Raw genomic sequence first — 11,542 nt, 5'->3', positions numbered from 1 at the left:
TGGTTCGTCGGTGCATGTTAGCTCCAGGGATTGTTCGGTTCGGTCTGGTGTCGACACTGAATCGCGCGGAACTCGAGTTGCAGTTCGAGCGTATCGTCCAGCAGCTCTTCGGGCGGATCGTCGTCGAACACCCACTCGAGGTCGAGACACCCCGGGGGACACCCGTGGCAGCCGCCACAGGCGTAAAACTCCACGTGGCTTAACCCGTAGACGCCATCGGTTTTGTCGTGATCCGGCGGCGTCAGTCCGTAATCCACACTCCGGCAACCCTCATAAACGTAGTATTTTCGTTTGGGTCCGGGAGGATCACCCCCGCCGACAGTCGTGACCTCGCACACGCCGGGGCCGTCTGTCACCTCGTAGTCGAACTCGATGACCTCCCTGTCGTCGTTCGTCTTCACGTTTGTCAGTTCGATCGTCACCGAATCCTCGCCGTCCGGAGTGAACTCGAATACCGGGGGATCCTGACTCGTCACCGCACCCTCGTCCTCGTCGTCGAAGTAAAACTCCCCCGTGTCCTCGTCGTGTTCGATCTTCCCCAGGTATCGACACTCCAGTAGCTTGCCACCGGAATACGTCCCGTGAAAATCACCGAGCGTCCCTTCGAAGAGGATGTCCTTTTCGCCTTCCGGGCGCGGTTCACAGTCGGGACGAGAAGCGAATCTGACGTCGAGATAGTTCTCGAGTTCGGTTTCTTCTGCCCCGATAAGGTGAGTGCGCACCCACACGCGCCCGGGGTTTTCACACAGTCGATACGCAGTCGAGAACACGCCTTCGTCGCCGGGCTCGAGTTCGGGAAACGTAACGGAGACCGTATCCCCGTTCTCGAAGTCGCTTTCGGTCGGGAAGTCGGTCACGGAGTCTTCGTCTTCGACGCCAGCGCCGGCGAGTTCGAGCGAGAGAGCGCCAGCCTGGAATCTGTTCCCGGTGAATATCTCTCGATCGTGGAAGTAGGCTCGCGTGGCGAATCCGGCAGTAACACCAGTTACGCCGACTCCTGCTATTGCCCCCAGAATCTGTCGGCGCGAGTATCCCTTATCGGACATAGTGGTATCGTCCCCATGGCTGCAGGTGTGGTGACCCCATCCTCCACCACGTTCGTGTGAGTACCTCACGCGAGGTTATCATATGAGTATAGGCTCATTGTAGCCAGTGAAGGCCGAGCCTGAGAACCGGATTACTTCGGAAATCAATCCCTAAACCGAGGTAGGGCGCTGGAGCGATCCGACTTAACATTGTTCAGCGTCGAATCGGATGTCGAACTCGACGGTATCGCCCTGGACCGCGTTGATGTTCTCCTGGTCCGTGGGGAACCACCACCAGAACGTGACCGTGACTTTGTCCGACCCGGAGAGGCAGGTCGATTCTGTCGGGGCGTTGGGGTTCGTATCGAGGGCGACCCCGTCCGAAAGCGCGGTCGTCACGTCCTCGAGCGTTCCCTCGGCGTCGGGGTGGACCAGTTGCTCCCCGGGATCGCGTTCCGCATTGCGCGCGCCGAAGGCGTCCACTTCCAGGAAGCCGGTGTCGTACCAGACCGCGGCGTGAATGAACTCCTGAAGCCCCGGCGACTGGAGGTCGCCAGTGAGATCGAAGCTCAGTTCTGTTTCGACCTCGACGTCGTCGGCGTCTTCGTTTTCAGTGTCGAGTCGGAGTTGGACGCTGAGTGATCCGGAATCGCCCGGGAGGACGTTTCCGAGCGAGATTGCTGGGCCGGTGGGAGACGGCGACGCTGCACCATCGGTCGTGTCCGTAAGGGGTGTGTCGTTGTACTTTTCCCGCCAGTCAAGCAGGAGGCCGTCGATCGAACCGGTCTGGAGCTGGGTCGTTTCGGTGAACGCGCGGCTGCGCTCGGTCGCAAAGGCGAGGCCGGCTATCGAAGCTGCGCCCATGCTCGCCACGCCAGCGAGCAGTTGGCGACGGGAGACGTTTTTGGGGTGCATGCGATATCGGTGATTGAAGCCCACCGCCGGAATTGAACCGGCGTCGCGCACCAGCGTGGGCGTAAATCGGGAGTCGGGGGATGAGTCGGCTTCAGTCCATGGCTCCGGATGGGCCAGTCGGATCGTCGTTGTGGCGACACTGCTCGGTGTAGAAGCCGAGGTCGAAGCTCAAGGACATTGCCTGGAGATCGTTGATGTCGTCGATCCCGTCGATTGTTTCGACATCGACATCAGTTGGTAGACACCACTTAAATCCGACACAGAACGTCTCGTCAGCCGGGAAGCACAGGTTCGGTGGTGGAACGTCGTCTTCGTCGATGTCACAGACGAAGAACTCGATGTTACTGATCGCAGCACGCTGGTCTCCGGGATTACGAAGGTTCGTTTCCAGTTCCCGCGTTTCAGTGACGCAGGCCTCTTCACCTTCCCCGAGGTCATAGAAGGTTTCACTGTCCTGACCGCCATTTACCCTGATTCGGCAGAGTCCATAATCGCCGTCGATGACTTCTGCTTTAATCGAAACCGGTTCCTCCTCATTGTCTTCATCTTCGAACTCTGTGATCTCGACTTCTACCGTCACGTCCCGCGCTTTGTAGTCACCACCACCGGACCACGGAGGTGCGTTCGCGTCATCATCGAAATTGAATACGTTCCCATTCTCCTTGGTGCCACCATCGACCTCACCGAATGTCCCGTCTTCGTTGACATCGACCTTGCCAACTTTCACGCATTCACCACTATCGTCTCCCCCATCGCCGGTGTCTCCGTCGTGATTTTCCCCATAAACTCGGGGATCAAGTTGGAGTCCCTCAGTTAAGTACGGGAGCAGTTCTGCCATGCTCCCCCACTGGAAGATCAATTGATCCTGCTCCTCGTCGAAAACGTTGTTACAGCCGAGATCGTACCAGAACTTCACCTCGATTGCTTCGGCGAGTTCATCGTCGATATCGTCGGCCAACTCGCCGAAAAGCCAGACGTAGCCGGGGTTGTCACACAGGTGGTAGCTGAACGTCACTTCCCCGCAGTCTCCCGGCTTCACGTCGTCGAGATCGATCAGCGAGTCGGGCTCGAACCCGTTGTCGTTGTGGAAGCTGTCGGGATCACCGAAGTTATCCAGGGTCTCGCAAGTTAGGTCCTCCTGGATATTTGCGCCGTCCTCGACATCTTCCATGGACCAGTTCATATCGTCGCCGGGATCACCGTCGACGTATCGGGTGTCATCATCCAACGACTGCATCCCGTCATCGTCATGGTCGGGATGGGCGTTCACGAATGGCCGTCCAGCGGAACCGTAGGGTGCCTGATCATGATAATAGGGCATCCCCCAGTAGAGTTGCTGCCAGTCGAGCCTGAGATCGAGTTCCCCGGCCGTCATCGTGTTGTTCTCGAACGATTCCTCGTCGCTGAAGTACGCACTCGTGCCGAACCCCGCACCCGTCGATGCCACACCGACGGCGCCGATGCCGGCGAGTGCCTTCCGTCGCGACAGTTCGAAACTGCTTTCCTTGCTCATTATCGCTCATCCCCCGAAGGGGAAGCCCCACCGCCGGAGTCGAACCGGCGTACACCGTGTGGGGCAAAAGACCGGGAGTCGTTAACCGACTCCGCGGTTAGTCGTCAGCTGGCGGTCCAGTTGGGTTCTCGTTGTGGCGGCACTGCTCGGTGTAGAACGACAGGTCGAACGTCAGGGAGTCACCCTGGGCGTCGTTGACGTCGTCCTGACCAGTGGGGAACCACCACTTGAACCCAATACAGTGGGTCCGTCCCGGTTCGAAACACGCGTCTGCTTCGAGCCGTGGCGTCTGGAACAACTGCATCCCATCACTGTTGAGATCGTCGAGCACATCTCCGAGTGTCCCGTATCCGAGGACGTACTCGCCGAGGAGATCGCTCAGACAGATGACGTACAGTTCTGTTGCCACGTTATCATCGCGGATAGGGAACCAGTGGGCGAGGTTCCCACCGACGTCCATTGGATCGTGATCGTCGAGGGTTGTGTCAGACGACATCATGCTGTTGATGGCATCCATAGCATCATCTACGTCGATCTCGACGCCTGCAGTGTTCGCGACCACCTGCTGAAGGTAGACGGACTCGTCACGTTCGTCCGTATCGCCGATCACACAGATGCTCGTCGGGGGGCCGAGATCGTCCACACGTGCGTCGTGAGCTATCTCCAACACCTCTTCGTAGTCGTCTGAACCGAGGTTCCCGTCTTCCCACGGTGAGCCATCGGTGATGAGGACGTTGTGTTGGTTTCCAAACTCGTCCTCCATCACGTCTTCCGCTTCTTCGATACCTTCCTTGAGCGCCGTGCCGGTACTGATGTCCTCCTCGTCGACGTCTTCGCGCGGATCCCAGACGTACTCGTCAGGATCGTCGTCCGGATCCGGATCGTGCGCGATGATCTCGGCGAGCTGGTATCGGAGGTTTCGCAGTTCTCCGCCCTCGTTGGGATCGTCGCCCGTGTCGGCCGGAACGTCCGCCGTGTTGTAGTCGCCGTCTTCGATCAACCCACTGAGATCCGTGGTTGGGTCGACCACTCTGAGTTTCGCGTCGCCGGAACCCTCACCGGAAATCGAATCTCCATCGTATCCACTGAAGAAGACCGCACCGACGTTGTACTCACACTCGAGGTCGTCGCGAAGATGCACGATCAGCTCGTAGATCGCTTGTTCCGCCAGATCCACGAGGGTCGTTTCGTCGTACTCGTGACCACCGATTTCGATTGGGTCGTCCGAGACCAGCCCTCCGTACGAGTCGTAGAAGGTCGATCCGGAGAAGTCGACCGTCAGCATGATGTCCGCATCTTTACACCCGTCTGGGACATTGTCACAATCCTCGTCGACCCAGACTTTCGCCTTGATGAAGTCCTTGAGGTGATCCTCTGTCCCCGGATTGTTCTCGTAGTCGGCGAGTTCCGACTGCAACCAGAGATAGCCGGGATTGTCACAGAGGTTCAGCCCGAACGTGGCTTCACCCTTATCGCCGGGTTTGACGTCTTCGAGGTCGAATACCGGACTCGGCGCGTCCGGTAGATCCTCGAAGTCGTCGCAGGTGAGCTGAATATTATCGCCGTACTTCGGGTCGACATCTGGATCATCGACGTAGGTGCGATCTCCCAACGACTGGATGCCGTCGGAATCTGCATCAGCAACGAACTGACCGTCGTCCGGGAAGGCGTTCACCCACGGACGACCGGCCGCGCCGTAGTCCTGCGGGCGCGTCTCCTGTGATGCACCGTAGTAGATTTGCTGCCAGCTGCCATGGAGTTGGAGTTCCCCGGCAGCGAGACTATTCCCCTCGAACGATTCCTGATCGCTGAAGAAGGCACTCGTACCCATTCCGGCGCCAGCGCTCGCAGCACCGATCGCACCGATCCCGGCGAGAGCCTTCCGTCGCGACAGTTTTAATCCGTTATTTTTCTTGCTCATATTCAATCACTCCTGAACTCTTCGTTGTGGCGGGCTTGCTCGGCGTAGAACCTGAGGTCAGACGCGTGGGATGCGTTCTGAATCTCGTTTCCTGCCTCCGTCGATATGACTATTTCAACACATACCACGACAGAATCATAATCACCGTTGGGACCTATCGTGAGCAGTTCTCCATCTTCGTTCCGGAGTGCTAATCCGTCACCGTCAAGAGCATCGAACAACTCACCAAGGCCCTCACCATCGAAGGTCTCACTTGAGAACTCTCCTGCACCGGACCACTCGCCGTCTTCTACTTCATCACCAACGGCTACCGTCGCTGTAATGTTATCTGACTGCCCTAGTGGGATTGGTGTAACTCCAAGCTCTTCGAAGCGGTCATCATCTTCATCGCCTCCGGGTTCATCTTCCTGTACATCACCTTCCACCTGTACGTAACCAGGATTTTCGTTGATCGTTATCTCCCAGTAAAACTCGTATGTGTCTCCCGGTTTGGCATCGGAAATCGTGATCGGCATTCCGAATTCAGCACCATCATCACCGACTGCCGAAGCCCAACTTTCAATCTCTTCATCGGGCCCGATTCCGTCTTGATCAACGGTACTCTCTCCTGTTAGTAGTTCGACCGTAAGTTCGAATTCGCCGGCCTGTATGGAGTTCCCAGTGAACTCTTCTTGGTCACTGAAGTAGGCACTCGTTCCGAACCCGGCTCCGGCCGACGCGACGCCGACCGTGCCGAGCCCGACGAGGGCCTTCCTGCGCGACAATTGGAATTCTTTGCTCATGATTCAACTCAGAGCCCGGCTGCTTCGGATTTTACGTCTTCAGGGTCGTTATGCCGGGCCTGTTCGGCGTAGAACGTGAGGTCCCACTCGAGTTTTGCACCCTGGAGTTCGTTGCCCACGTCTTCTCCGGGAATATCAAGCGTCAGGCAGACCGTGACCGTTTGATCTGCCTCGATCTGGATGCCGTCCCCCCCTTCGTCGTGTAGCAGGACGCCGTCGTCTTCAATAGCATCGAGGAGATCCCCGAAGGTATCATAATCACCTCCGAACTTGTACACCGTTTCATCATCATCTTCGCCGGGAACTGTGATAGTGAGTTCCGTGACGAGTGCTTCATCACCAATTGTCGAGAGATCTTCCTCATCATCAATGTCCCACAGGTCTTCAAGCTCGATATTATCCACATCAACACCGTTCCAGTCGTCGTATTCTCCTGTGACTGCAACGTATCCCGGGTTATCTTCAACTGTTACCTCCCAGCAGAACTCGTACTCGTCGCCGGGCTTGGCGTCTTCAATTCCAATTTCGGGGGTGTTAACCCAGACTCCGGTATCATTTTGGTCAGCCTCCCAGTCCTCCTGATCTGGTCCAAGACCATCTTGATCAACGTTTGTTACATACTGGTCAACAGTCAGACCAAACGTACCGGCCTGAATGCTGTTGTCGGTGAACTCCTCCTGGTCGCTGAAGTACGCGCTCGTTCCCAGTCCCGCACCAGCGGACGCCGCGCCCACTGTTCCGAGACCGATCAATGCCTTCCGCCGTGACAGCTCGAATTTCCGGTCTGACATAGTCGTTCTCGCCCGGCCGGGTGTCCCGGCGGGCTTGGTAGATACCATTACCCCTACCCCCATAGCTAATCGCGCGATTGTCTCTCAAACGTCTCGTTTTGAAGCCGTATAGACTGATTGCGATCCGGAAAGGCGCCCCTACTCACGAAATAATGGGGCCAATCGGCAGCGAGGTGAGTGAAATCGGACTTTCAAAAGGTGAGTTCGAAGCTGAGCTTATCGTTAATTTCGGCATCCCCGGGGTCGCCATACCTATCCTTCCCAAGATCAAAAATATGAAAGAGAGCTGATTTTTATATCATGCCATCAGCGTCTTGCTCAGGTGGTTGTGAGATATCTCTGTAATCTGGCTACTGATTTCATTCACCAAGATACTCCCATACGACTTTGAACCCATCCTCAGTCTCGCTGACCTCAACGAGTTCGTAGTCGCCTTCCGGACCACCTTGCATTGGCGCTCCCTCAAAGTTCCCGTGTTCATCCCATGCGGTTTCGGGAGCATCGATCGGATACGGTGTTCCGATCCCGATCGGAATGCGATACCACTGGTCGTCGACGCCAAATTCGGTCTCATTGTACGGATCAACACCCAATACTTGGGCCGTGGGCCCAAACCCGATCGACTCCACCTCGATCGAGATCGACTCGTCAGTCGTGTTCGCGTACACTGACTGCATGAATGGAGTATCCAGTGCGTCCACTTCACCGGTCGGGAAATCGCTCATTTTTGTGCCTTCCTCGAGAGGGACAACCTCTCCGCCTCCGAGATTTGCGAACAGACCGCCGTTATCGGTCTGCGCGTCGTCTAGGAACGGGTTGTTCGGAAAGTCAACAAGAGCATTCGCAGCAGTGGATTCCATGTCGGCGCCATCGTTGTGTCGGGCCTGTTCTGCGTAGAACAGCAGATCCCACTCCAGGCGCGCGCCTTGGAGTTCGTTTCCGACATCGGTCGGAATCTTCAGTTCGACACACAGGGTCCAAGTTACTCCTTCGTCGAACTGGATCGGGTCATCGTTATCATCTATAAGTGCGCCGCTCTCGAGATCCGCGAGGAGGTCCCCAAGATAGTCATATTCGTATGTTACTTCGTCACCGTTCTCGAGCGAAACCGACTGGACCTCTGTTGCTTCACCGAGTGTCGTCATATCGCCCTCATCGTCAACGTCATGGAGGTCGTCAGGATCCAAACCACTTGCCTCAGCTCCAGTCCAGTCGTCGTAATCGGCCGCCACGGCTACATATCCGGGGTTGTGGTCGATGGTGATGTCCCAACAGAATTCGTACTCGTCACCCGGTTTCGCGTCCTCAATCTCAATGGTGTCTTTAACCCAAACACCACCATCAGGACCCTCGCCAGCCTCCAAGTGATCCGGACCAATATCGTCTTGATCGATACTGATAACCTGCTGCTCAACGGTCAGTTCAAATTCACCTGCTTGTATCGAGTTACCAGTGAACTCTTCCTGATCGCTGAAGTATGCGCTGGTCCCGAAACCGGCACCAGCGGACGCCACGCCCACGGTTCCGAGACCGATCAATGCCTTCCGCCGTGACAGCTCGAATTTCCGGTCTGACATAGTCGTTCTCGCCCGGCCGGGTGTCCCGGCGGGCTTGGTAGATCCCATTACCCCTACCCCCATAGCTAATCGCGCGATTGTCTCTCAAACGGGTTGTTGTCGGATGACTGGGAGTGCCTGAACATCCCTGGATAATTTGGTAACAAGAGCTTTCGCGACCGTAAATCGTGTATAATCAGTCATTACCTCGGAGTTAGTAGTAATACTCAACGTTTTCCAATAATTCTGATAAATCGGGTGAGAAGACGGGCGAATTGACTCGCCTGTCGTGGGAATAAAAATCGCGAGTGGCTGCTGTCGATTCGATTCAGGCCTCGATTTCGTTGTGACGGAACTGATCGGTGTAGAATTCCAAATAAAATTCGAGGCGATCAGTTTGCACCTTGTTACCGTCACCAGTCGGTAACCACCACTCGAGAACAATACGCTTCGTCACGGATTTGGCGAAATACCACGTCTCCTCGAGATCATTTGTTCGATCGTTGAGAATTATTCCGTTACCGGATTCGAGTTCGGGCATCGCGTCAGTGAACGATCCCTCGAAGAGGAGACCCTCGCCTGTGCGGATCGTCTCGCCGATCGCAGCGAAGATGTCATGTCGTTCGTCGATGTTTGCAGCCGTGTAGATGTCCAGGTCCGTGGATGTGATCTGTTGTATTGTATCCGGATCAGCTTTTCCGACACCGACCGAAATCACGCCAACCCGTTTTTATCGCCCCCCTAGGGCGGCATTGATCGCATCGAAAATCGGGAAAACGGTGGTAGATCCACACCAATGAATCTCGTAACCGGCCACGTACTGCTTTTCCCGTTCTGTAGTGTCGTGTAAAAATAACATTTTTTGTCGTATCAGGCACTCACTACCGGTCCGACAACACAGATACAAGCGCTGATTACTTACCTAATAGGGGTACGTGTGACTCGATAGCGTGGGGGACGGATGGGGTCCCTCGGGTCACAACGATGGGAATCACGAACCGTTACCAGAGGTTGCCGGAAACGCAAATCCACGACCTGCTCCGGAACGAGCGTCGACAGCAGGTCATCAAACACATGCAACGAACAGTGGGATCGACGACGCTTCGGGAACTCGCGGTAGCAATCGCCGAACAGGAAACCGGTGAGTCGCCGCCACCGAAGAACATCCGCGACAGCGTCTACAACTCTCTTCACCAGACGCATCTCCCGAAACTCGACAGGCGCGGCGTCATCGAGTACGATTCCGACCGAAAGACAGTCACGCTCGAGGAGGACGCCAAATCAGTCCGCATTTACATGGAGGTTGTAACGGACTACGGTGTCACGTGGGACGAGGTCTATCGTATGCTCGGAACGCTCTCGCTTTTCGTCGTCCTCGCTGCGCACATCGACGTCCCACTTGTCTCCGCTGTCGATCCGGTCCTCTGGACGTCCTTGTTCCTGTTCGTGTTCGCTGTCGTGATGGGCTACCAGCTGTGGAGCCAACGCTGGATCTACCTGAACGCGTTGCTCAGTTGAAACAGGCGTGGAAATAAACGACGGGAATCGACGAGAACCGCAGACGCTTCTGAGCCAGGAGATCAGTTCGAATCGAGCGCGCCTGGCGAGATGTTCGCCTCGAACAGCCGCACTCCGCAGTTGTCACACGTTGCCGCCAGCACCTGTCGCTCGTGACAGCAGGACTGGACCGTCTCCTGATCCATCGTCACCGGACCCTCGCAGTCAGGACACTCTTCGAGCCACAGCCGAAGACTGCCAGCCACTTCGGTTCGCTCGGGGAACCCGAGAACGCGCCATCCGGCGGCCCGTCGCCGAAGCTCTGCCGCCGCCGCAGCGTCTGCGAGATACGCCGGCCGAGACTCCCACTTGGCGATCCGTCTGCCATCGAGGGTGGCCACATAAGCACTCCCTCGCTCCTCGAACACGACGTCCCCGAGATCGACGTCCTCCTCCACCTCGCCCCGGTCGACGAAGTCGTCGATGCCCGGGTCGATCGCTTCTCCGTTGGCTCCATCTCGCATCGCGTCGATCCGGTCTCGCCAGGCGGTTTCGAACGATTCAGTGAGACAGAGATCGTCATCGTCTGGACACTCCTCGATGACGCCGGCCTCCAGGAGGAACGACTCCACCTCGACGTTTCCCCGGTCGTCACGTACGGGTTCGGGCGCTTTTCCGAACAGACGGAGCATCCACAGCGGCATGTACCGCTTGGTCAGCGTGGGCGTGCCCGGAACCAGATACCCCCGCAGATAGATCAGCCCGGCCGATACCGCGATGATGGCACCGCCCACGACTGATGACAGTTCGATTGTCGTCCCGGAGCTGACGAGGACACCGGTGACCCCGATCCCTAGGGCGGTTGCGATCCCGAGATTGACGACTGTACACGGTAGACACCTGTTCTCGCCGGTGTACTCCGGCTGTCGAAGCCCGTCGAACGAATTGCTCAATGACATGGTTCTGGTTCGACTCGGTTATTCTTCAATTCCGCTATCTCCTGCTTAAGTATAGACTCGTTGTCCTCCAAGCGGGTGGTCTCAGGACACCCCTGAACAGAGGACGATCCATCATCGACTCAGTGAACATGTGACTGAAGATCGTTCCAGTTGATATTGGACTACCGGATAGCCGTCTCACAGTTATCGATACACCTATTTCTCTTTTATCATCAAACGGCTCGGTTTAGTTATCTCATTATGAAAATTTGAGATTACTATAATATATATTATTGTATTTTTGTTCGTATATAATCTACTGAGGGCCTGAAACACAACATTCCGAATATCGTGTCAAGTATAAGTGTATTATCACAGATGAGAACTGAATCAAAACAGTATTCAACCATAAGGGGGAGTTGCCAACAGAAATGGCCTCATCGCGTAGGACGGGAACGGGCGGGACAATTCGTTGCGCCGTCGTCGTTTTGGTCGCGTTGCTCATGCTTGTCGCGCCGGCCGCGCCGGCCGCCGGGATGGCCGCTACGGCCGACACGACACCGAGTATCGAGAACCCCGGCTCGAGTCACCCTGACGCCTCCCA

The 11,542-nt window shown here is 56.4% G+C and carries 10 protein-coding genes; 1 reads left to right on the top strand and 9 read right to left on the bottom strand.

The window, feature by feature from the left end; genetic code table 11:
- Positions 1 to 17 precede the first annotated feature (17 nt).
- The 8 genes from AArcSl_RS13970 to AArcSl_RS13935 all read right to left on the bottom strand — a co-directional run bounded on the left by AArcSl_RS13970 (position 18) and on the right by AArcSl_RS13935 (position 9,221).
- Positions 18 to 1,046 carry a hypothetical protein gene (locus AArcSl_RS13970; RefSeq protein WP_119820576.1) on the bottom strand — a complete coding sequence of 343 codons (1,029 nt, stop codon included), beginning with the start codon at positions 1,044 to 1,046 and terminating at the stop codon, positions 18 to 20.
- A 183-nt stretch (positions 1,047 to 1,229) separates the two neighbouring features.
- Positions 1,230 to 1,940, bottom strand: coding sequence for a hypothetical protein (locus AArcSl_RS13965; RefSeq protein ID WP_119820573.1), 711 nt, complete (start codon positions 1,938 to 1,940; stop codon positions 1,230 to 1,232).
- A 91-nt stretch (positions 1,941 to 2,031) separates the two neighbouring features.
- Positions 2,032 to 3,453: a SipW-dependent-type signal peptide-containing protein gene (locus AArcSl_RS17485; protein ID WP_119820570.1), complete on the bottom strand. Its 1,422-nt coding sequence runs from the start codon at positions 3,451 to 3,453 to the stop codon at positions 2,032 to 2,034.
- Positions 3,454 to 3,550: 97 nt separating this feature from the next.
- Positions 3,551 to 5,374 carry a SipW-dependent-type signal peptide-containing protein gene (locus tag AArcSl_RS17240; protein WP_217563458.1) on the bottom strand — a complete coding sequence of 608 codons (1,824 nt, stop codon included), beginning with the start codon at positions 5,372 to 5,374 and terminating at the stop codon, positions 3,551 to 3,553.
- 2 nt (positions 5,375 to 5,376) lie between these two features.
- Complete coding sequence (locus AArcSl_RS13950) at positions 5,377 to 6,156, bottom strand: SipW-dependent-type signal peptide-containing protein (protein WP_119820567.1); 780 nt, start codon at positions 6,154 to 6,156, stop codon at positions 5,377 to 5,379.
- Between the two features lie 8 nt (positions 6,157 to 6,164).
- Complete coding sequence (locus AArcSl_RS13945) at positions 6,165 to 6,947, bottom strand: SipW-dependent-type signal peptide-containing protein (protein ID WP_161945972.1); 783 nt, start codon at positions 6,945 to 6,947, stop codon at positions 6,165 to 6,167.
- A gap of 359 nt (positions 6,948 to 7,306) precedes the next feature.
- Complete coding sequence (locus AArcSl_RS13940; RefSeq protein ID WP_245883272.1) at positions 7,307 to 8,572, bottom strand: SipW-dependent-type signal peptide-containing protein; 1,266 nt, start codon at positions 8,570 to 8,572, stop codon at positions 7,307 to 7,309.
- A gap of 259 nt (positions 8,573 to 8,831) precedes the next feature.
- Positions 8,832 to 9,221, bottom strand: a complete 390-nt coding sequence (locus AArcSl_RS13935) for a hypothetical protein (RefSeq protein ID WP_119820557.1) — start codon at positions 9,219 to 9,221, stop codon at positions 8,832 to 8,834.
- Positions 9,222 to 9,487: 266 nt separating this feature from the next.
- Here AArcSl_RS13935 and AArcSl_RS13930 point away from each other — a divergent pair, with 266 nt between their 5' ends.
- Positions 9,488 to 10,021 (top strand): DUF7344 domain-containing protein, encoded by a 534-nt coding sequence (locus AArcSl_RS13930; RefSeq protein ID WP_119820554.1) that lies wholly within the window; start codon positions 9,488 to 9,490, stop codon positions 10,019 to 10,021.
- 62 nt (positions 10,022 to 10,083) lie between these two features.
- Here AArcSl_RS13930 and AArcSl_RS13925 read toward each other — a convergent pair whose 3' ends face one another.
- The gene (locus tag AArcSl_RS13925; protein ID WP_119820551.1) at positions 10,084 to 10,959 is read right to left on the bottom strand and encodes a hypothetical protein; all 876 of its coding nucleotides are present in this window, start codon (positions 10,957 to 10,959) and stop codon (positions 10,084 to 10,086) included.
- Positions 10,960 to 11,542 lie beyond the last annotated feature (583 nt).

This window comes from Halalkaliarchaeum desulfuricum, from assembly GCF_002952775.1.
Lineage (GTDB): Archaea > Halobacteriota > Halobacteria > Halobacteriales > Haloferacaceae > Halalkaliarchaeum > Halalkaliarchaeum desulfuricum.
Note: the sequence above shows the minus strand (reverse complement) of the source record. Positions and strands in the feature narration are given on the sequence as shown.

What these genes read in the sequence shown, in the direction of transcription:
- AArcSl_RS17240 (WP_217563458.1), bottom strand. Translation starts at nt 5,374, where the DNA reads ATGAGCAAGAAAAATAACGGATTAAAACTGTCGCGACGGAAGGCTCTC.
- AArcSl_RS13970 (WP_119820576.1), bottom strand. Translation starts at nt 1,046, where the DNA reads ATGTCCGATAAGGGATACTCGCGCCGACAGATTCTGGGGGCAATAGCA.
- AArcSl_RS13930 (WP_119820554.1), top strand. Translation starts at nt 9,488, where the DNA reads ATGGGAATCACGAACCGTTACCAGAGGTTGCCGGAAACGCAAATCCAC.
- AArcSl_RS13945 (WP_161945972.1), bottom strand. Translation starts at nt 6,947, where the DNA reads ATGTCAGACCGGAAATTCGAGCTGTCACGGCGGAAGGCATTGATCGGT.
- AArcSl_RS13950 (WP_119820567.1), bottom strand. Translation starts at nt 6,156, where the DNA reads ATGAGCAAAGAATTCCAATTGTCGCGCAGGAAGGCCCTCGTCGGGCTC.
- AArcSl_RS13940 (WP_245883272.1), bottom strand. Translation starts at nt 8,572, where the DNA reads ATGGGATCTACCAAGCCCGCCGGGACACCCGGCCGGGCGAGAACGACT.
- AArcSl_RS13965 (WP_119820573.1), bottom strand. Translation starts at nt 1,940, where the DNA reads ATGCACCCCAAAAACGTCTCCCGTCGCCAACTGCTCGCTGGCGTGGCG.
- AArcSl_RS17485 (WP_119820570.1), bottom strand. Translation starts at nt 3,453, where the DNA reads ATGAGCAAGGAAAGCAGTTTCGAACTGTCGCGACGGAAGGCACTCGCC.
- AArcSl_RS13925 (WP_119820551.1), bottom strand. Translation starts at nt 10,959, where the DNA reads ATGTCATTGAGCAATTCGTTCGACGGGCTTCGACAGCCGGAGTACACC.